19 protein-coding genes and 1 pseudogene are annotated in these 19305 nt (G+C 47.9%); 15 read left to right on the top strand and 5 right to left on the bottom strand.

Going from position 1 to position 19305, the window contains the following annotated elements:
* Positions 1-16 precede the first annotated feature (16 nt).
* Positions 17-898: a LysR family transcriptional regulator gene (locus ACKTRM_RS15735; protein ID WP_023357134.1), complete on the bottom strand. Its 882-nt coding sequence runs from the start codon at positions 896-898 to the stop codon at positions 17-19.
* Between the two features lie 151 nt (positions 899-1049).
* Here ACKTRM_RS15735 and ACKTRM_RS15730 point away from each other — a divergent pair, with 151 nt between their 5' ends.
* From ACKTRM_RS15730 to ACKTRM_RS15690, 9 genes and pseudogenes are all read left to right on the top strand, one after another.
* The gene (locus tag ACKTRM_RS15730; protein WP_012118461.1) at positions 1050-1589 is read left to right on the top strand and encodes a GNAT family N-acetyltransferase; all 540 of its coding nucleotides are present in this window, start codon (positions 1050-1052) and stop codon (positions 1587-1589) included.
* Positions 1586-2398: pseudogene (locus ACKTRM_RS15725) on the top strand (amino acid ABC transporter substrate-binding protein). The gene ACKTRM_RS15730 and the pseudogene ACKTRM_RS15725 overlap by 4 nt, the downstream one beginning before the upstream one ends.
* Positions 2399-2423: 25 nt before the next feature.
* The gene (locus ACKTRM_RS15720; protein ID WP_012118459.1) at positions 2424-3236 is read left to right on the top strand and encodes an amino acid ABC transporter substrate-binding protein; all 813 of its coding nucleotides are present in this window, start codon (positions 2424-2426) and stop codon (positions 3234-3236) included.
* 22 nt (positions 3237-3258) lie between these two features.
* A complete protein-coding gene (locus ACKTRM_RS15715; RefSeq protein ID WP_012118458.1) occupies positions 3259-3981 on the top strand; it encodes an amino acid ABC transporter permease in 723 nt (240 codons plus the stop codon).
* Between the two features lie 15 nt (positions 3982-3996).
* Positions 3997-4704, top strand: a complete 708-nt coding sequence (locus tag ACKTRM_RS15710; RefSeq protein WP_012118457.1) for an amino acid ABC transporter permease — start codon at positions 3997-3999, stop codon at positions 4702-4704.
* Positions 4701-5480 (top strand): amino acid ABC transporter ATP-binding protein, encoded by a 780-nt coding sequence (locus ACKTRM_RS15705; RefSeq protein WP_012118456.1) that lies wholly within the window; start codon positions 4701-4703, stop codon positions 5478-5480. The genes ACKTRM_RS15710 and ACKTRM_RS15705 overlap by 4 nt, the downstream gene beginning before the upstream one ends.
* Positions 5477-6484 carry an LLM class flavin-dependent oxidoreductase gene (locus ACKTRM_RS15700; protein ID WP_012118455.1) on the top strand — a complete coding sequence of 336 codons (1008 nt, stop codon included), beginning with the start codon at positions 5477-5479 and terminating at the stop codon, positions 6482-6484. The genes ACKTRM_RS15705 and ACKTRM_RS15700 overlap by 4 nt, the downstream gene beginning before the upstream one ends.
* Before the next feature lie 11 nt (positions 6485-6495).
* Positions 6496-6783, top strand: a complete 288-nt coding sequence (locus tag ACKTRM_RS15695) for a glutaredoxin family protein (RefSeq protein WP_012118454.1) — start codon at positions 6496-6498, stop codon at positions 6781-6783.
* Positions 6780-8108, top strand: coding sequence for an LLM class flavin-dependent oxidoreductase (locus ACKTRM_RS15690; RefSeq protein WP_012118453.1), 1329 nt, complete (start codon positions 6780-6782; stop codon positions 8106-8108). Before ACKTRM_RS15695 ends, ACKTRM_RS15690 begins: the two co-directional genes overlap by 4 nt.
* A 201-nt stretch (positions 8109-8309) precedes the next feature.
* Here the strand turns inward: ACKTRM_RS15690 and ACKTRM_RS15685 are convergent, their stop codons facing one another.
* From ACKTRM_RS15685 to ACKTRM_RS15675, 3 genes are read right to left on the bottom strand one after another with little or no spacing between them, the layout of a single operon-like run.
* On the bottom strand, positions 8310-9095 hold the full coding sequence (locus ACKTRM_RS15685; protein ID WP_007410004.1) for an amidohydrolase family protein: 786 nt from the start codon (positions 9093-9095) through the stop codon (positions 8310-8312).
* A 3-nt stretch (positions 9096-9098) separates the two neighbouring features.
* Positions 9099-9515, bottom strand: a complete 417-nt coding sequence (locus ACKTRM_RS15680; RefSeq protein WP_012118452.1) for a carboxymuconolactone decarboxylase family protein — start codon at positions 9513-9515, stop codon at positions 9099-9101.
* The gene (locus tag ACKTRM_RS15675) at positions 9515-10732 is read right to left on the bottom strand and encodes an MFS transporter (protein WP_012118451.1); all 1218 of its coding nucleotides are present in this window, start codon (positions 10730-10732) and stop codon (positions 9515-9517) included. The genes ACKTRM_RS15680 and ACKTRM_RS15675 overlap by 1 nt, the downstream gene beginning before the upstream one ends.
* A gap of 103 nt (positions 10733-10835) precedes the next feature.
* Here ACKTRM_RS15675 and ACKTRM_RS15670 point away from each other — a divergent pair, with 103 nt between their 5' ends.
* A complete protein-coding gene (locus tag ACKTRM_RS15670; RefSeq protein ID WP_012118450.1) occupies positions 10836-11687 on the top strand; it encodes a helix-turn-helix transcriptional regulator in 852 nt (283 codons plus the stop codon).
* 354 nt (positions 11688-12041) lie between these two features.
* Entirely contained in the window at positions 12042-12677 is a 636-nt protein-coding gene (locus tag ACKTRM_RS15665) for an FMN-dependent NADH-azoreductase (protein WP_012118449.1), read from the top strand.
* Between the two features lie 44 nt (positions 12678-12721).
* Here the strand turns inward: ACKTRM_RS15665 and ACKTRM_RS15660 are convergent, their stop codons facing one another.
* Positions 12722-13762: an oxidoreductase gene (locus tag ACKTRM_RS15660; RefSeq protein WP_012118448.1), complete on the bottom strand. Its 1041-nt coding sequence runs from the start codon at positions 13760-13762 to the stop codon at positions 12722-12724.
* Positions 13763-13900: 138 nt separating this feature from the next.
* Between ACKTRM_RS15660 and csoR the strand changes: the two genes are divergently transcribed.
* From csoR to ACKTRM_RS15640, 4 genes are all read left to right on the top strand, one after another.
* Positions 13901-14206: a copper-sensing transcriptional repressor CsoR gene (gene csoR / locus ACKTRM_RS15655; protein ID WP_003151723.1), complete on the top strand. Its 306-nt coding sequence runs from the start codon at positions 13901-13903 to the stop codon at positions 14204-14206.
* 75 nt (positions 14207-14281) lie between these two features.
* Positions 14282-14488, top strand: coding sequence for a copper chaperone CopZ (copZ, locus tag ACKTRM_RS15650; protein ID WP_015240581.1), 207 nt, complete (start codon positions 14282-14284; stop codon positions 14486-14488).
* Between the two features lie 83 nt (positions 14489-14571).
* On the top strand, positions 14572-17001 hold the full coding sequence (locus ACKTRM_RS15645; protein WP_023357132.1) for a heavy metal translocating P-type ATPase: 2430 nt from the start codon (positions 14572-14574) through the stop codon (positions 16999-17001).
* Positions 17002-17150: 149 nt separating this feature from the next.
* The gene (locus ACKTRM_RS15640) at positions 17151-19262 is read left to right on the top strand and encodes a heavy metal translocating P-type ATPase (RefSeq protein ID WP_012118445.1); all 2112 of its coding nucleotides are present in this window, start codon (positions 17151-17153) and stop codon (positions 19260-19262) included.
* The last annotated feature ends 43 nt before the right edge of the window (positions 19263-19305 follow it).

Below are 19305 nucleotides of genomic sequence, written 5' to 3'. Positions count from 1 at the left end.
GTTTTTGTAATGCGGATCACGCTGAAAACCGGCCGATGATCCTGCTGATTAAATCTTTTGTGGCGCAGTCAAAATGCTCTTCTTTTTGGTTTGTCAACAGCCCGACCGGCGGTGAAATTGTTAAGTTATGGATCGGAATGACCTTCGTGCCCTCGATCGGCTCTGAGTGCGCCGTCGCCGTAAAGATTGAGACGCCGATATTTTCCCTGACATAGTATTGGTGAGCCATGCTGCTGGTCAGCTCCATTTTTCGATAGCGGCTGCCGATGGACCGCTGCAGGTGCTGTTCAATTTGAATCCGGATCGGGCAATTGGCGGGCGTAAAAATCAGGCATTCATTTTCTAAGTCTTCGAGATTGATGCTTGCTTTGGCGGCAAGGGGATGTCTGTCGGACACGATGACATTGAGCGAGTCATGGAAAAACGGATCGAAATAATTCTCCAGAATCAGCTCCGGCTCGCCGCATACGGCAAAATCAATGGCGCCCTCCAGCAGTTTGCGGCTGCATGTATTGGCATCATCCACGCTGACATTGACCGACATGTCAGGATAATCATCTAAAAACCCCCGCAGTACGGCAGGGAAGATCAGGCTTGCCGTCGGTTCGGATATGCCGATGTGAATAAGGCCGGCCTGCCCCTGTCTGATGTCGGCCAGAGTATGGTCAAGCACCTCGTATTGCGCGAGAAGCTGCCCGGCCCGCTCATGAAACAGCCGCCCCGCCCTTGTCAGCTTCAGCTTCTTTCCCCGTTCAAACAGCTGCGCGCCTACATCCTGTTCCAGCTGTTTAATCCGCATTGAAATCGTCGGCTGTGAGTAGTTCAGAATTTCGGCGGCTTTATAAAAGCTGCCTGACTGTACGATCGTATGGAACGTCTTAATGGTGCGTAATTCCAACGAAATCCCCTCCCGGCTGTTCATTAATTTTCTTGAACCTTTCCTTTACTTTTTTTGATTAGTCAAATAAATCAGTTTGCTTTATAGTATAAACAATCAAAGCTTAGTAAACAAATTGGAATTATATATTTTTGCGGGGAGAGTGACCGGAATGAGTGAAGACATATTTCGATTGGCTGAGAAAAAGGATGCGCCGGAGTTTTTAGAGCTGCTGTACAGCGCGTTTCAGCCGATCCGCAATTTGGAGATTGACTGGCCGTCGGCGCGGGCCGACATCGATATGGTAACAGAAAATATTGAAAATCATTCAGCCGTCGTGCTTGAACGGGACGGACGGCTTCTTTCAACAATTACGATCCGTTTTCCGTGGGAGAGTGAAACGCCTCCGTCAAAATATCCGTTCGTCTGGTGGTTTGCGACGCTTCCTGAGCTGAAGGGGCAAGGCATCGGCAGCAAACTTTTGACTTATGTGGAGGAACACGTGCTGCGGGATACGCTGAAGGCCCCGGCCATCACGCTCGGCACTTCGGCGCGCAAGCATCCCTGGCTTGTAGATATGTACAGACGGAGGGGGTATGAAGTGTATTTTGAGCAGGAGAAAGACGGAGACATCGGAGTCATGATGAGAAAGGTGCTCATACCGGAGCGGTTTGACGCGTCGCTGTTAGGCACACCGAGCTGGGCGCAATGATAAAAAAACGGATCAGAGCCGGCTGTCTGCTTCTGCTGCTCGGCGTGCTGGCCGGGTGCGGGTAAGGAGAAAGCACAAAAGCGGGGAGCGGCGTGCAGACCGTCATTGTCGGCACGGGAACTGATTTTCCGAACATTGCTTTTATGGATGAAAAAGGCGAGCTGACCGGCTATGACATTGAAGTGATGAAAGCCATTGATAAACAGCTGCCGCAATACAAATTTGTCTTTAAGACGATGGATTTTTCGAATCTGCTTACAAGTCTCGGAAACCGGAAAATTGACGTGATCGCGCACAATATGGCGAAAAATAAGGAACGGGAGAAACGCTTTTTGTATCACAAAATCCCGTATAACTACTCGCCGATGTACATCACGGTGAAGGCGGATAATGACGCGATACACACGCTCCGGGATTTAAAAGGGAAAACCGTCATCGTCGGCGCGACGTCAAACGCGGCGGATTATATGACGGCATACAACAAAACCCACGGCAGCCCGATACATTTGAAATACGCCGGGCAGGGCAGCAGTGATACAGCAAACCAAATGGAGACAGGACGCGCTGACGCCACCGTATCCACGCCGTTTGCCGTCGATTTTCAAAATAAGACGCACGCGTTCAAACAAAAAACGGTCGGTGATGTGCTGCTGGATACCGAGGTGTATTTTATGTTCAATAAAAACAGCCAAACCCTGGCCGACGATACGGATCGGGCGATTCAAAAGCTTGAGAAGGACGGCACATTGAAAAGACTGAGTGAAAAATGGCTCGGCGCGGATTATTCAAAATCAAGTTTCACGAAATAATTGAAGCAGAAAACGGGGCGATCACATGAAAATAAGATTGGCGGTCATGTCATTAACAATTGCCGCAACGGCGGCGTTATCAGCCTGCGGCGCGGGCGGGGAGGCGGCATCAGGCAATCAGAAAAACGTGAAGAACATCACGGTCGGCACGGGAACTCAATTTCCGAATATTTGCTTTATTGATGATAAAGGCAAATTGACGGGCTACGACGTTGAGCTGGTGAAAGAGCTTGACAGGCGCCTGCCGGACTATCGTTTCACTTTTAAAACGATGGATTTCTCCAACCTGCTTGTCAGCCTCGGCCAGCATAAAGTCGATATCGTAGCCCATCAAATGGAGAAAAGCGCCGAACGGGAGAAAAAATTTCTGTTCAATCAAGTCGCGTATAACAACTTCCCGCTGAAAATCACGGTGCTTCAAGAAAACGGGAACATTCACGGCATTGATGACTTGAAAGGAAAGCGGGTCATTACAAGTCCGACGTCAAACGGCGCGCTTGTGCTGAAAAAATGGAATAAAAAACACGGCAGTCCGTTTGAAATCGCTTATGCCGGCCAAGGCTCCAACGATGCGGCAAATCAGCTGAAATCCGGCCGCGCCGATGCGACGATTTCTACGCCGTTTGCCGTCGATTTCCAAAACAAAACGAGCGCGATCAAAGAAAAAACGGTCGGCGGGGTGCTGTCAAATGCCAAAGTGTTCTTTATGTTTAACAAAAATGAACAAACGCTGAGCGATGACATTGATAAAGCCCTGCAGGAAATCATTGATGACGGCACGCTTAAAAAGCTGAGTGAAAAGTGGCTCGGCGCTGATTATTCAAAGGAGCAATATTAAGTGAAAAAGAGAGGGATCGGCAATGGAAAAAGCGTTTGATATCAGTATGATCGCGTCCTTTGTGCCGACATTGCTCGGGTATTTGCCCGTCACGCTGTATATATTGGCGGTGTCTTTGCTGTTCGGCTTTCTATTGGGGCTGCTTTTGGCGCTGCTCCGCATCTATCGTATTCCCGTTTTGAATCAGTTTGCGAAGCTGTATATCTCTTTTTTCAGAGGAACGCCCATCATGGTGCAGCTGTTCATTGTATTTTACGGTATTCCGGCGCTCACGGCGCTCGCCGGGATTGATACCTCCAAAATGGACCCTTTGTATGCGGCCATCGCCACGTACGCGCTGAGCAGCGCGGCAAGAGCGGCCGAAATCATCAGGGGAGGTGTGAACAGCGTCGACCGCGGGCAGGCGGAGGCGGCTTTCAGCATCGGGCTGAACGGGGGGCAGACATTCCGGCGCATCATTCTGCCGCAGGCGCTTGTGCAGGCCTTTCCCAACATCGGAAATATGGTGATCGGTTTCTTAAAAGATACATCACTCGCTTTTTCGATCGGGGTGATGGATATGTCGGGCAGAGGACAGACCTTGATTACATCGAGCAATCATTCTTTAGAAGTGTATATCTCGCTTTCTGTTCTGTATTATGCGGCCGCCCTTTTATTTGAATGTGTCTTCAGATGGGCCGAAAAACGAATCAAGAAAGATGAGACGCGCCTTGTGACGGTTTTTGACATGAGCGCGCACGGCTGAAAAGGAGGGAGAACAGTGGAGCTGGACATTCCATTTATCGGCACTGCGATCAAACAAATGATGAAAACCGTTCCGCTTACATTGGCGATGACGGTCATTCCGATTATTGCCGGATTTTTCATAGCTCTCGGCAATATCACGGTGCGTATATTCCGCATCAAATGGCTGCTGGCCTGCTCAGCGTTTTACGTGTCTTTTTTCCGCAGCACCCCGGCGATTCTCCATATTATGCTGATTTATTTAGGGGTTCCGCTGATTGCCGATCAATTCAGCCGCGCGTTTCATCTCGGCTGGTCGGCCAATCAGATTCCGGTCGCCGTGTTTGTCATCATGGCACTGTCATTAACGGCAGGCGCTTATATGACGGAAATTCTCCGTTCCGGGATCATGGCCGTCGATACGGGGCAGGCGGAGGCGGCATATTCAATCGGCTTGACGCGGAGCCAGATGATTCGGCGCGTGGTTCTGCCGCAGGCGTTCATGATATCGCTGCCGAACTTCACCAACATAGGCATCGGCTTTTTGCATACCACTTCCATCGCGGCAATTGTTGCGGTGCCTGAAATTACAGGAACGGCGACGATTGCGGCATCCGATAACTATGCATTTCTGGAAGCATTTATCGGGGCTGCCGTGATTTATTGGGGATTAACGCTGATTCTCGAAGCTGTAAACAGTCTGGCGGAAAAAAGGGCGGCCAGATATCAAGGAGGCGCATTATGATCGAAATCCGAAACATTCAGAAACATTTTGGCAGTCATCACGTGCTAAAGGGGATCAATTTAAGTGTCCGGAAAGGAGAAGTCGTGACCATCATCGGCCCGAGCGGTTCCGGGAAAACCACTTTTCTGCGCTGCCTTAATTTACTTGAGCGGCCGGATGAGGGCGCCATTTCGCTGCACGGTGAAGTCATTAACTGCAAAAAGCCTGCCAAAAAAGACATTCTCAGACTGAGGAAACAGACGGCGATGGTTTTTCAGCAATATCATTTGTTTTCGCATAAAACGGCGATTCAAAATGTTATGGAAGGCCTGACGGTCGCAAGGAAAATGAAAAAAACAGATGCGTACGCCATTGCCGAGCGGGAACTGGCCAAGGTGGGGCTTCAGGATAAATTGAACGCCTATCCGAATCAGCTGTCGGGAGGCCAAAAGCAGCGGGTCGGAATTGCCAGGGCGCTTGCCATTCATCCTGATGTGATGCTGTTTGATGAACCGACCGCAGCCCTCGATCCGGAGCTTGTCGGCGAGGTGCTCGAGGTGATGCTTAACATTGTGCGGACCGGCGCCACCATGATCATTGTCACACATGAAATGGAATTCGCCAGAAGAGTGTCCGACCGAATTGTGTTTATGGATGAAGGAGCAATCGTGGAACAAGGAACGCCTGAGGAAGTCTTTTACAAGACGAAAAAAGAAAGAACGAAGAAGTTCCTCCGCCGCGTGCTGCCTGATTACGGTTATGACATAAAAGAGCGCATAAAGGAGCCTGTCGTATGATTCGTTTAAGCATTTTAGACCAAAGTGTCACCGCGGAAAACCAAACCGCAGAAGAAGCCTTGCGGCAAACGGTGAGATTGGCTCAGGAGGCCGAACAATACGGATATGACCGTTTCTGGGCGGCGGAGCATCATAACAATGAAGAGATAGCGGGATCAGCGCCGGAAATTGTTCTGGGGTATCTTGCCGCAAGCACGAAAAAAATCCGTCTCGCGTCCGGCGGGGTGATGCTGCAGCATTACAGTCCTTATAAAGTGGCAGAGCAGTTCCGGGTTCTGTCCGCTCTTGCTCCCGGCCGAGTGGCGCTTGGTGTCGGCAAAGCGCCCGGCGGATTTCAGCTGTCAACCGATGCGCTGCAGCGGGAGCTTATCCAGCCCGCCCGTTTATTTGAAGAAAAGCTTGAGGAGCTGACTCATTTCATCCGAAATGATTTTCCGGACTCGCACCGCTACGCGTCATTGCGGCCGGCGCCGCATACTGAGTATGCGCCTGACCTCTTTTTGCTCGGCGGCAGCGCGGAAAGCGCGATATCCGCGGCCAAACTCGGCATTTCCTTCGTTTTCGCCTATTTCATAAACGGTGAAGAGGCTGCGTTAGAAAAAGCGCGCCACGCCTTTGACGAGCATCTGCCGAAAGGCTCTAAGGCGGAATTTCACCTTGCGCCGATGGTCTTTACCGCGCATACAAAAGCAGAAGCGGAAAAACACGTGGTATCGCGTGAGTCGGTCAAAATCATTCTCGAAGACGGCAAAAAGGTGAATGTCGGTTCCCGGGAACAAGCGGAAGCGTTTCTTGAACAAGTCACGCAGCCGTATAAGCTGATTACACAAAAGACGGGTGTGATTGCCGGGACAAAAGAAGAGACTGCCGCCGAGCTGCGACGATTATCCGTTCAATACAGCATTACTGATTTTGTGATTTTGTCGCCTATCAAAAACGCTGAGGAAAAACGATTGTCTTACCGGCTGTTAAGCGAAGCGGTGCAGCCGGCCCCACAATTATAGGAGGGATGAACATGAGTTATGAAGTAAACGTTGTGGTCTGGAGCAAACAGGGCTGCTCCTATTGCGATGAAGTGAAAGGATATTTGCGGGAAAATGCCGTTGCATACGAAACAATTGATGTGACAGAACGGGACGAATTGCGTGACGTGCTGCAGACGAAGTACGGCATCCGTCATGTTCCCGTCGTTGAAATCGGCAGCGGTGACAGCCGTGTGTATCAGGCCGTTACTCAAGTCGGCATTGAACATGTAGAACGGGCGCTTGCTGATTACGAGGGGAAAAAGGGGGAGAGAAAATGAGCCGGACGGATCTTATTCAATTCGGAGCCATGATTCACGGTGTCGGCGGCACAACGGACGGCTGGCGTCATCCCGACGCCGATCCGACAGCAAGCACGAATGCGGCGTTTTACAGGCAAAAAGCGCAGACTGCTGAAAGAGGGCTGTTCAGCTTTGCTTTTATTGCGGACGGCTTGTTCATTTCTGAAAAGTCCATCCCGCATTTCTTAAATCGGTTTGAGCCGATCACTATTTTATCGGCGCTTGCCGCCTCTACAACCCACCTTGGTTTAATCGGCACATTTTCCACATCATTCACTGAGCCGTTCACCATCGCAAGACAGCTGATGTCTCTTGACCATATCAGCGGCGGCCGGGCGGGCTGGAATCTCGTCACCTCTCCGCAGGCGGGAGCCGCGCGCAATCACAGCAAAGAAAGCCTTCCCGACCACAGCCGGCGCTACGCCATCGCCCAGGAACATGTGGACGTGGTGCGCGGTCTGTGGAATTCCTGGGAAGAAGATGCCTTCGTCCGCAACAAAGAAACCGGGCAGTTTTTTGACCCTGACAAACTGCATCGCCTGTATCATAAAGGCGAGTATTTTCAAGTGGAGGGTCCGCTGAATATCGGCCGGTCCAAACAGGGAGAGCCGGTCGTTTTCCAAGCGGGGTCTTCAAAAACCGGCCGGTCGTTTGCCGCGAGGAATGCAGATGCAGTCTTTACGCACTCCAATTCACTTGAGGAAACGAAGGCTTTTTATGATGATGTGAAGAAGCGGGCGGCGGATTACGGCCGGGACGCTTCCAAGCTGCGGATTTTTCCGGGAATCAGTCCGATTATAGCCGGCTCACAAGAAGAAGCGGAAGCGAAATACCAAGAATTCGCCGAGCTGATTCCGATAGAGAACGCCGTTAAATATGTGGCCAGATTTTTTGACGATTATGATCTGAGCCGTTTTCCGCTGGATGAGCCGTTTCCTGATTTGGGCGACGTCGGGAAAAACGCGTTTCAAAGCACGACAGACCGTATCAAAAGGGAGGCGAAAGCCCGGAATCTTACGTTGCGTCAAGTGGCGCGCGAAGCCGCGTTTCCGCGAACCCATTTTATCGGCACACCTGAACGTGTAGCGTCATTAATTGAAACATGGTTTCAGCGGGAAGCGGCGGACGGGTTTATCATTCACTCTGACATCCCGGGCATGCTTGAAGCCTTTGTGGATCATGTCATACCAATCCTCCAGGAAAAGGGGCTGTACCGAAAAAGCTATCCGGCCGATACACTGCGGGGGAATCTCGGGTTGGATATTCCGGTCTGTAAATCAAACCCGATTTTGAGCAGAAGCTAAATGTTTCTGCTTTTTCTGCTGCTTGTCATTCCCGTCATTAAAGGGATCCCGCCAGCATTTTGGATAAGAAAAGAGCCGATTTACTCCGTTAACCGTTAAGAGTAAATCGGCTCTTTATTATTTAAAAGACGTAAGGAATGAAAACCTGCTGAATGCAATCCTTCAAACTTATATTCCCTAAGAAATTGTTATAAAAATAAGTTAAATCTTTAAGAGGTTAGCAATATTTCCGCCTAGTACTCGTTGTACGACTTCTTCACTTGAAGCATGGCGTTCAACTGCCAACTTATTTAGGAATGGATCACCATATGGAAAATCAGAACTAAATAAAGTTTTCTCTGGGAGTTCTTTTATAGCCAAAGATAATGCATAGGTTGTATAAAATGCAGAAATATCTAGGTAGGCGTTCTTTGTTTCTTTTGTTAATGCAATAACTTGCTGCCAATGAATCCCTCCCAAATGGCCATAGATTACAGGGACAGTGGGATATTTACGAGTTAAAGCGAACAATTCCTGAATATCATTTAAATTGAGTGGATGGAATGTATGCACCCAAATCGGAAAGGAATTATAATCACTAGCTGCCTGGAATACAGGCTCAAGCATTTTAATTTGGCCTGAACCAAGGGTGAATTCTCCAAGTCCCTTCATTTTATAATCTTTTACAATCTTCTCAACCCAATCATGCAGTTCTCCGGAGGAACTTAAAAGGGGAACTGATCCAAATCCAATAAAACGGTCAGGATATTTTGCGATAGCATCCCTTAATTCTTCTAGAGCTTTTACTCGTGCTTCTAGGGGGTTTATCTCGTTATTTAAAATTTGATTCAGTACATCCATTTCCTGAATAAATTCATCGTAGCTTTCACTTTTTTCTGGATGAACAAGCGTAGAGAATAAAATAGTTTTATCTATCCCGCTTGAATCCATCATTTCAATGTGTTTTTCTACAGGTAGAACTACGTGGGCATGACTATCAATGATCATTTTTTACTCTCCTTCCAATAAATTGGATGACAGCTGATTTCGTCTTTTAGAAAATACTTCAGTAGCTATTGTTAAAATGGTATTTAATGCGACAGGAAAGCCTGCATAAATTAACATTTGCATCATAGCTTCCACAATTTCTTCTTCGGTCCATCCGACATTTAAAGCTCCGTTAATATAAAACTTTAATTGTTCTGTATTTCCTAAAGCAGTCAGACCAGCAACTGCTGCAAGAAGGCGGGATTTTAAATCTAATCCCGGTCTGGAAAAAATTTGACCGTAATTAAATTCCACAGCCAAAGTTCCCAAGTCAGGTGCTGCTGAATCTTTAAAACTGTTCACGATATTTTGATAGTTGTGCGGATCTATTTTTGATAGAACTTCCAATCCCTTTTTGTAGTTTTCTGTATTTTCAGACATTAGATATGACTTCCTTTCTCGAATTCTCTATTTTTTACTGTTCTTTTTTTAGGTAAGCTAAATAAGGAACTAAAAGCAATACCTATCATGAGTATCCCAACTGTACATACTCCATACCAATGCCATTTGCTCCAAGCAAGTACACCTAGATATGATCCTAAAGATCCGCCTAAGAATGTAGATACCATGTATAAACCATTTAATCTGCTTCTCTTTTCAGAAGATAGTTGAAAGATAGCAGCTTGACAAGCAACTTGATTTGCTTGCGTGCCAACTGTTACTAATAGTGCGCCAAGGAGTAATCCCGGTAACCAATATCCTAAGAATATTAAGGTCAGAAAAGCGATTAAAGAAATAAACATACATAAGGTATTAGCAAATTTTGATCCTTTTTTATCGATCACCCGGCCAATCATGGGAGTTGCAAAGGCTCCAGCTATTCCCACTAAACCTATTAAACCTGCCGCGGTGCTCCCATAAGAATAAGGAGAAGTATTTAATAAAAAAATAAGAGTTGTCCAGAAGGCACTAAAGGAACCAAACATCATTCCTTGACTCAGGCAAGCTTTTTGCAACACTTTTTCTTTTTTAAATAACGGGCCTAAAGATGCAAGTAATGTTTTATACTGCATTGCATGATTTCCTTTGCTTTTTGGAAGATACATTGCCATTAAAATGATCATTATCATTGTGCCAGCAAAAGAAGCCCAATACATTGATCTCCATCCAAAATGGGAATCTGCAAAACCACTGATAAATCGAGCGCCTAAAATCCCACACACTAAGCCAATGGCAACATTCCCTAACACTTTTCCTCTGTTCTCTTCTGAAGCTAAATTAGCAGCAAGAGGAACAATAATTTGAGGGACTATGGTAACAAATCCAAGAATTAAGTTTGCTGCAATCAGCCACGTTACATTCATTGATAAAGCAGTTGCGGCTAAAATTATACATACAATAGATAATAAACTTAGGATCAATTTTCTCCGTTCAAAAATGTCACCTAATGGTACCAATAAAAGATTTCCCAAGGCATATCCCACTTGAGTTAAAGTTGCTACAATTCCTATATTGTTTTCAGAAACGTGAAAAGTATTTGCCATACTGACTAAGAGCGTTTGATTTAAATAGACATTAGCTACTGTAAAACCACATGCTGCAGCCATGAGGAGAACTAATCCTTTCGGGAAAGGCTCAGCCCTATTTTTGAAAATCATAAAACTCACCTCCTTCATTTATTAGAATAGATGAAGGTTTATAATGGGAATAGGAGTGTGTTTATCCTATTATTAAAACTACTACTTATAAGGGGAGAAGTTCATGTTAAGTGACAAAGAAAGAAGGAAAGAACTAGGGGATTTCTTAAAAACACGACGGGCGCGATTATCTCCTCAAGACTTTGGTTTACCTATTGGTCCGCGCAGAAAAACAGAAGGACTGCGCCGAGAAGAAGCAGCTCAGCTGGCAGGAATAGGAGTAACCTGGTATACATGGTTAGAGCAAGGGCGTGATATACAGGTATCTTCAGACGTATTGGAGGCTATTTCGCGTGTATTCAGGTTAAATGAAGAGGAAAAAGAGCATCTATTTTTATTAGCAAATCGGCCATTGCTATCTAAGGTGGGAAGACCTCTCGTTGAAAGTGTAAATAGCGTCCTGAAAAATGTATTGAGTCAATTAGAATACTGCCCTACATATGTAACCGACGAAAAATTGAACATAGTAAGCTGGAATAAAGCTGCTGCCGTGGTTTTTGGTGACTTTAATAAAATGAATGATCGAGATCGTAATGCAGTCTGGCGTTGCTTTACGTCTAAAGAATACCGAGAGCTCTTTCTTAATTGGGAAGATCATGCGCAACGCTTGATTGCTCAATTTCGGTTAGCCTATACACGTTTTGTCGGTGATGAGTGGTTTAAAGATATCATTAAAGAACTTACCAATAAGAGCCCTGAGTTTCGTAATTGGTGGTCCAAACATGAAGTTCTAGGTACTCCTTGCGGCAAAAAAACACTGCTGCATCCTTTAGTTGGAGAAATGATTATGGATCATATTACTCTTCAAGTGTACGATGCCCCTGAACTAAAATTAACCATTTACCAACCCCGCCAAGAAGGTGAAACAGAACAGAAAATGAAACATTTGTTAAACTGGCAAGCAGACCTGCAATAAAAGAGTGTGATAAATTCGAACGTATGAAGCGGAATTCGTTTGTCTCTAATATAAGAGCAGGAACATTTTGCATGGATAAATTCCACACAACTGTCTGAAATGAAACAGCCGATTTAGGCTTAACATGGTCAAAATCGGTCTTTTCTTTGTCGAAATTTGCTTAACGCGGGTTTTTTTCGATTTGCTGGAGGTACTTCTTGCAGCCTTTTCAAAAAAATATACTGATTTCGAGATATTATTGTTGCGAAAAGATTTTTTTGTAACTATAATTATTACAGAACTGATCAGTATAAAAAAACATTCATATTTCATAATAAATGTGTGTGTAATCTGAAAACGAAAGGGCTGTTTACAATGGCAAAAGTACTTTATATCACTGCTCATCCTCATGATGAAAAGACATCTTACAGCATGGCGACAGGAAAAGCGTTTATCGATTCTTATAAAGAATCAAACCCGAATGATGAGGTTGTACATATCGACCTTTACAAAGAGAACATTCCTCATATCGACGCGGATGTATTCAGCGGCTGGGGAAAACTTCAATCCGGCACAGGTTTTGAAGAGCTTTCTGAAAACGAAAAAGCGAAAGTCGGCCGTCTGAACGAGCTGAGCGATCAATTCGCGGCAGCTGACAAATACGTATTCGTCACACCGCTTTGGAACTTCTCATTCCCGCCTGTTATGAAAGCGTACCTTGATTCTGTGGCTGTAGCCGGAAAATCATTCAAATATACAGAGCAAGGCCCGATCGGTCTGTTGACAGACAAAAAAGCGCTCCACATTCAGGCGCGCGGAGGCTATTACTCTGAAGGACCGGCGGCTGACATGGAAATGGGCCACCGTTACATCGGCATCATGATGAACTTCTTCGGCGTTCCTTCTTTCGACGGATTAATCGTTGAAGGCCATAATGCTGAACCGAATAAAGCACAGCAAATTAAAGAAGATGCGATTGCCCGCGCGAAAGAAGCCGGAAAATCATTCTGATCTTAAAAAAAACTCCCCGCCGTACGGCTGGGAGGTTTTTCATATTAAAGGGCAATCGTCCGTTTTTGTTCGCTGCTTTTCATCGCCGCTTCAATGACACGGATGACATCGATGCCTTCTTTTGCCGTAACGGGAAGCGGTTTTCCGTTTAAGATGCTGTCTGCCAGCAGTTTGTAGTACGTAAGGTAAGAGCCGTTCTCAGAGGGGATTGTTTCTGTATGCCTTTTCTCATCCGCTGCGATTGTCAGCTCTCCGAAGTTGTCAGGATCATCGGCGCCCCAGCTGTCGTCAATCGGCTTTTTGCCCGCTGAAAGCGCATCTTCCTGTCCATCCATTCCGTATTTGATAAAGCTTGCATTCCGTCCGTGAATCTGATAGCGCGGGCCGCTTGCCGCATTCATGGAGCCGGATTGAAGAATGACCTGAAGTTTGCCGTAATGGAGCGCGGCCAGAAAATTATCAACGGTTTCACTGTTGTCCCGCTGTTTCATCACATGTGCGGTGACGGATTCCGGCATTCCGAAAAGCAGAAGTGTCTGGTCAATAATATGTGAACCGAGATCATACAGCGTTCCCGTGGCGGGTCCGTTCTTTTCGCGCCATTTTTCCTGTACAACCGGGTTGTATAGATCGTAGCTGACTTGATATGTATGAATGTCTTGAAGCGCCCCGTCCCGAATCAGCTTTTGTATCGTTAAAAAGTCATTGTCCCAGCGCCGGTTGTGATACACGCTCAGCAAGACGCCTTTATCTTCAGCCGTTCTTCTCAGCTCCTCCGCTTCTGCTGAAGTCGCCGTCATCGGTTTTTCCACGACGGTGTGTTTTCCCGCCAGGAGACATTTCATCGCTGATTCATAATGCATTCCGCTCGGTGTCGTAACAATGACGAGATCAATGTCAGGATCACCGGTAATGTCTTCAATCGCGCGCACGGCTTCAGCCCCCGGCAGATCACGTTTGACCTCCTCCGTTCTGGACGTCATGACTTTTTTGATCTGATAATCATCAAGGACGTCCAAAAGCGGCGCATGAAAAACTTTACCCGACAAACCATATCCCAATATGCCGACTTGTATCGTTTTCAATGAGTTTCCCCCTCTTGATAAGTGATAACATTATATACCCCGCGGGTGTACTGGTAAAACTTGTGTGTTGAAAATTTTTTACACCGGATTTTCAAGTCTGTATAATGAAGATAACGAAGAAAAAAACCGAGGTGGAAAATGGACAAACATACCGAGCATCAATCGTTAAATCATAAAAGCGCCAAAGAAAAAGACCAGATCCTGAACCGGCTGAAACGGATTGAAGGCCAAGTCAGGGGCATTCAGAATATGGTGGATAACGAACGATACTGCGTGGATATTCTCGTGCAGATTTCAGCCGTACAGGCGGCCATGCAGAAAGTCGCGTTTCATCTGCTGGAAGATCACGCCCATCACTGCGTAGCCGGCGCCATTGAGAGCGGAAACGGGGAGCAGGCGATTGCCGAGCTGCTTGATGTTGTGAAAAAAATCGCAAAATCATAAAATAAAATGTTTTGAAATACCCTACAGGGGTATGGTAACATGAAGAAGAAAAAACAAGACGTGGAGGGAATTATCATGGAACAAAAAACACTGCAAGTCGAAGGCATGTCATGTCAGCACTGCGTCAAAGCAGTAGAGACCGGAGTAGGAGAACTGAACGGAGTGACGGCGGTTCAGGTGAAATTGGAAGCCGGACAGGTGGATGTGACGTTTGATGAGAACAAAGTCTCCGTATCAGATATAAAAGACGCGATTGAAGATCAAGGGTATGACGTCGTATAGGGTTTATCGCGCTTCGGGAACGGGCGCGGTTTTCTTTTATGAAAATGATACCCCCTGGGGGTTTGTGAGAAGAGGTGAGGGCATTGAGTGAACCGAAAGAGATGACCATTCAAGTGGGAGGCATGACATGCGCCGCCTGCGCTTCAAGAATTGAAAAAGGGCTGAAACGGATGGACGGCGTCAATGACGCTTCCGTCAATCTTGCGCTTGAGACCTCAAATATTTCCTATCAGCCTGACAAAATCGAAGCTGGCGCCATAAAGGATAAAATTGAAAAACTCGGCTACCATGTTGTGACGGAAAAAGCCGAGTTTCAGATTGAAGGCATGACGTGCGCCGCTTGCGCCAATCGGATTGAAAAGCGCCTGAACAAAGTAGGGGGAGTTGACAGCGCACCGGTGAATTTCGCTTTGGAAACGGTCACCGTTGAATACAATCCGAAAGAGGTGACACCGAAAGAGCTGAAAGAGACCGTGGCAAAACTCGGCTACAGATTAGACGAGAAGCAAGCGGTTGATGGAGATGGCGGATTATCCCAAAAGGAGAAAGAGCAGCGAAAGCAGCTGATCAGGCTGATATTTTCTGCCGTTCTCTCCTTTCCGCTTCTATGGTCGATGGTCAGCCATTTTTCTTTTACTTCTTTTATCTGGATGCCGGATATCCTGATGAATCCGTGGCTGCAATTCGCGCTTGCCACCCCGGTGCAGCTCGTCATCGGCTGGCCTTTTTATATGGGAGCGTATAAGGCGCTGAGAAACAAAAGCGCCAATATGGATGTTCTCGTTGCGCTCGGAACGACGGCCGCTTACGCATACAGCCTGTACATGACGATTGCGTCTCTCGGACGAGACGGACATGTAGAGGGGCTTTATTATGAAACGAGCGCCATTTTGCTGACTTTGATTTTGCTTGGAAAGCTTTTAGAGATGAAAGCGAAAGGCCGCTCATCAGAAGCGATTAAAAAGTTAATGAAGCTTCAGGCGAAGACGGCGGCGGTTGAGCGGGAAGGGAAGGTACAGGTGATTCCGATTGACGAGGTCCGGACGGGGGATATCGTATATGTGAAACCGGGAGAACGTGTTCCTGTCGATGGCGAAGTGATTGAAGGCCATTCCGCAATTGATGAATCGATGATTACGGGGGAGAGCATGCCTGTCGATAAGTCTCCCGGAAGCACTGTCACCGGGGCGACGATCAATGCAAACGGCTTTCTCAAAATCAGAGCGGTGAATGTCGGGAAAGATACCGCGCTTGCACACATTATTAAAATCGTGGAAGAAGCCCAAGGATCAAAAGCCCCCATTCAGCGGCTCGCGGATCACATTTCAGGCATTTTCGTCCCTATTGTGCTGGGGCTGGCCGTGCTGACTTTTCTCATTTGGTATGTATGGGCGGCGCCGGGACAGTTTTCTGAAGCGATCGGCAAATTCATCGCCGTGCTTGTCATTGCCTGTCCGTGCGCACTCGGGCTCGCCACTCCGACGAGCATTATGGCGGGCTCCGGACGCGCAGCTGAATTCGGCATTCTCTTTAAAGGCGGAGAGCATTTAGAAAAAACACAGCGTCTGACGACCATCGTACTGGATAAAACAGGAACGGTGACAAACGGCAGACCGGTTCTGACAGACGCCGTACCGGCAGAGGGAATGAACGAAGAGGAACTCCTGCGGCTGGCGGCGGCCGCCGAAACGGGATCAGAGCACCCGCTTGGAGAAGCCATCGTGTCAGGAGCCGAAAAACGGGGGATTGCCATCCCGAAAATCACCCGGTTCCAAGCCCGGATCGGTTCCGGAATATACGCCGAGGCTGACGGCAGAACGATTCTAGCCGGATCAAGACGGCTGATGGAATCGGAACACATCGAACATGAGGCGCTGCTTCCGCACATGGCCCGCTTGGAGGCGGAAGGAAAAACGGTGATGCTTATTGCGGCAGACGGCAAAGCGGCGGGGCTTATCGCAGTCGCCGATACAATCAAAGACACATCTCCGGCCGCGGTGAAACGCCTGAATGATATGGGGCTTGACGTCATCATGATGACCGGTGACAACAAAAAGACCGCGGAAGCCATTGCAAAAGCCGCGGGCATCGGCAGCGTGATCGCCGAAGTGCTTCCCGAACAAAAGGCGGCGGAAATTTACCGGCTGCAAAAAGAAGGCCGGCGCGTGGCGATGGTCGGTGACGGCATCAATGATGCTCCGGCGCTGGCTGTGGCCGATATCGGAATGGCCATCGGCACCGGCACAGATATCGCAATGGAAGCGGCGGATATTACGCTGATCCGCGGTGACCTGAACGGCATTGCCGACGCCATCGGCATGAGCAGGCTGACCATGAGAAACATCAAGCAGAATTTAGGCTGGGCATTGGGATACAACAGCATCGGCATTCCGATTGCGGCGGCCGGCTTTCTGGCCCCGTGGGTGGCAGGCGCTGCCATGGCGTTCAGCTCAGTATCGGTCGTCCTTAATGCTTTGCGTTTACAGAAGGTAAAAAAAGACAAAATGGGCTGATGCCTGTTTTGTCTTTTTTATTGACACTTTATTCAAAGCCTGCATATAATAGAGAAAACACATATATGAGTATATGTTCATATATATAAATTCGTTTAGCTGTATTGATGTTATGGGAATCCTATTACGGAAAGTAGGGTGAGTCGAAAATGAAAGCAGCCAAAGGTGAATTTGTATTAGACGGACTTGATTGCAGCAACTGTGCAAAAAAAATAGAAAACGGCGTAAAAGCCATTGACGGCATAGACGGCTGTGCTGTCAATTTTGCGGCAAGCACCATCACGGTCTCAGCCGGCGGCAAAAACGAGCAATGGATGAAAGACGAAGTCGCGAAAAAAGTAAAGTCCATTGATCCTCATGTGACCGTTCGTTCGAAGCACGAAGACAAACCCGGCGAGGATGAATACCGCAAAAAGCTGCAGCTGATGTTAGTGAGGTTGGCTGCGGGAGCCGTTTTGGCCGTCATCGCTTACTTCGCGCACACGGGCGCCGTCCTTGAGTTTCTGCTCTTTTTTGCTTCGTATTTGATCATCGGCGGCGATATCGTAGCCAGAGCGGGAAAAAACATTGTCCGCGGCCAGGTATTTGATGAGCATTTTCTGATGGCGCTTGCCACGATCGGCGCATTTATGATTCATCAGTATCCGGAAGGCGTCGCGGTCATGCTGTTCTACCAAATCGGTGAATTGTTTCAGGGAGCGGCCGTCAGCCGATCCAGAAAATCGATCAGCGCGTTATTGGACATCCGTCCTGAGTACGCCAATGTGAAAACGGAAAACGGCATGACTGCCGTTCCGCCGCAGGACGTCAAAGTCGGACAGGTCATCGTCGTGAATCCCGGAGAACGGATTCCGTTGGACGGAAAGGTGCTGAGCGGTTCTTCGATGGTTGATACATCCGCTTTAACGGGCGAATCCGTGCCGAGAAAAGCGGAGCCGGGGCAAGATGTGATGGCCGGATTTATGAATCAGAACGGCGTGCTTCATATTGAAACCTCTAAAGGATATGAAGACTCTGCCGTGTCAAAAATATTGGATCTGGTCGAAAATGCGGCCGGACGCAAAGCGAAAACGGAAAACTTTATTTCGAAGTTTGCCAAGTACTATACACCGGCCGTTGTCATTGTTGCGGTGCTTCTCGCCTTTTTACCGCCGCTTCTCGTGCCTTCAGCCGCGCTATCCGACTGGGTGTACCGCGCGCTGATTTTCCTTGTGATTTCTTGTCCGTGCGCACTCGTCGTCTCCATTCCGCTCGGGTTTTTCGGCGGTATCGGAGCTGCGTCTAAAGCAGGGGTGCTCGTGAAAGGAAGCAACTATTTAGAAGCGCTCAATCAGGTGGCATACGCCGTGTTTGATAAAACGGGAACCTTAACGAAAGGCAATTTCGCCGTTACTGATATCAAACCGGCGGCGGGATTTACGAAAGACAGCCTGCTTCATGCGGCTGCGCTTGCGGAAGTCCATTCCAATCATCCGATAGCTTCTTCCATCCGTGAAGCTTACAATCAACCGCTCTCGGCTGAGGAGATTGAAGAATATGAAGAAATACCCGGACACGGCATTCGGGTGAAAACCGGCGGATCAACGATTTTAGCCGGAAATCAAAAACTGATGGCAAAAGAACAAATCGCTTCCGGCACAGCTGAAAACAACGGAACCGTTGTCTATGTCGCCGTTGATCAGCAGTATGCGGGGGCGATCGTGATCGCCGATGAAATCAAAGAGGACGCCAAACAGGCCATTGCCAATTTAAAAGCGCTCGGCGTGAAGCGGACAGTGATGCTGACGGGTGATTCAAAGCAGACCGGAGAAGCTGTCGGCCGAGAGCTCGGTATTGATGACGTGTACACAGAGCTTTTGCCGGGTGACAAGGTAGACCGCGTCGAAGAACTTGAAGCGGCGCTTTTACCGAATGAAAAACTGATGTTTGTCGGCGACGGGATTAATGATACGCCTGTGCTTGCCAGAGCTGACATCGGAGCTGCCATGGGGGCTCTCGGCTCTGATGCCGCCGTCGAAGCGGCCGATGTCGTCCTGATGACAGACCAGCCGTCAAAAGCAGCCGAAGCCATCCGGATTGCACGCCGCACACGCCGGATCGTCTGGCAGAACATCGGATTTGCTTTAGGCGTAAAAATCATTTTTCTCCTGCTTGGCGCATTCGGATTCGCCACCATGTGGGAAGCGGTCTTTTCAGATGTAGGCGTCACGCTGATCGCCGTTGCCAACGCGATGCGCGTCATGAGAGTGAAAGCGGAATAATTGTCAAAGATAATTCGTTTTTCAGGGTTTTCTTAAACAAGGT

The sequence above is a fragment of the Bacillus sp. D7-8 genome (genome assembly GCF_052055895.1).
In the GTDB taxonomy this organism is placed as follows: Bacteria; Bacillota; Bacilli; order Bacillales; family Bacillaceae; genus Bacillus; species Bacillus velezensis.
This window is presented reverse-complemented; position numbering and strand designations above follow the sequence as displayed.

What these genes read in the sequence shown, in the direction of transcription:
- ACKTRM_RS15730 (WP_012118461.1), top strand. Translation starts at nt 1,050, where the DNA reads ATGAGTGAAGACATATTTCGATTGGCTGAGAAAAAGGATGCGCCGGAG.
- ACKTRM_RS15720 (WP_012118459.1), top strand. Translation starts at nt 2,424, where the DNA reads ATGAAAATAAGATTGGCGGTCATGTCATTAACAATTGCCGCAACGGCG.
- ACKTRM_RS15715 (WP_012118458.1), top strand. Translation starts at nt 3,259, where the DNA reads ATGGAAAAAGCGTTTGATATCAGTATGATCGCGTCCTTTGTGCCGACA.
- ACKTRM_RS15705 (WP_012118456.1), top strand. Translation starts at nt 4,701, where the DNA reads ATGATCGAAATCCGAAACATTCAGAAACATTTTGGCAGTCATCACGTG.
- ACKTRM_RS15700 (WP_012118455.1), top strand. Translation starts at nt 5,477, where the DNA reads ATGATTCGTTTAAGCATTTTAGACCAAAGTGTCACCGCGGAAAACCAA.
- ACKTRM_RS15695 (WP_012118454.1), top strand. Translation starts at nt 6,496, where the DNA reads ATGAGTTATGAAGTAAACGTTGTGGTCTGGAGCAAACAGGGCTGCTCC.
- ACKTRM_RS15690 (WP_012118453.1), top strand. Translation starts at nt 6,780, where the DNA reads ATGAGCCGGACGGATCTTATTCAATTCGGAGCCATGATTCACGGTGTC.
- ACKTRM_RS15685 (WP_007410004.1), bottom strand. Translation starts at nt 9,095, where the DNA reads ATGATCATTGATAGTCATGCCCACGTAGTTCTACCTGTAGAAAAACAC.
- ACKTRM_RS15680 (WP_012118452.1), bottom strand. Translation starts at nt 9,515, where the DNA reads ATGTCTGAAAATACAGAAAACTACAAAAAGGGATTGGAAGTTCTATCA.
- ACKTRM_RS15675 (WP_012118451.1), bottom strand. Translation starts at nt 10,732, where the DNA reads ATGATTTTCAAAAATAGGGCTGAGCCTTTCCCGAAAGGATTAGTTCTC.
- ACKTRM_RS15670 (WP_012118450.1), top strand. Translation starts at nt 10,836, where the DNA reads ATGTTAAGTGACAAAGAAAGAAGGAAAGAACTAGGGGATTTCTTAAAA.
- ACKTRM_RS15665 (WP_012118449.1), top strand. Translation starts at nt 12,042, where the DNA reads ATGGCAAAAGTACTTTATATCACTGCTCATCCTCATGATGAAAAGACA.
- csoR (WP_003151723.1), top strand. Translation starts at nt 13,901, where the DNA reads ATGGACAAACATACCGAGCATCAATCGTTAAATCATAAAAGCGCCAAA.
- copZ (WP_015240581.1), top strand. Translation starts at nt 14,282, where the DNA reads ATGGAACAAAAAACACTGCAAGTCGAAGGCATGTCATGTCAGCACTGC.
- ACKTRM_RS15640 (WP_012118445.1), top strand. Translation starts at nt 17,151, where the DNA reads ATGAAAGCAGCCAAAGGTGAATTTGTATTAGACGGACTTGATTGCAGC.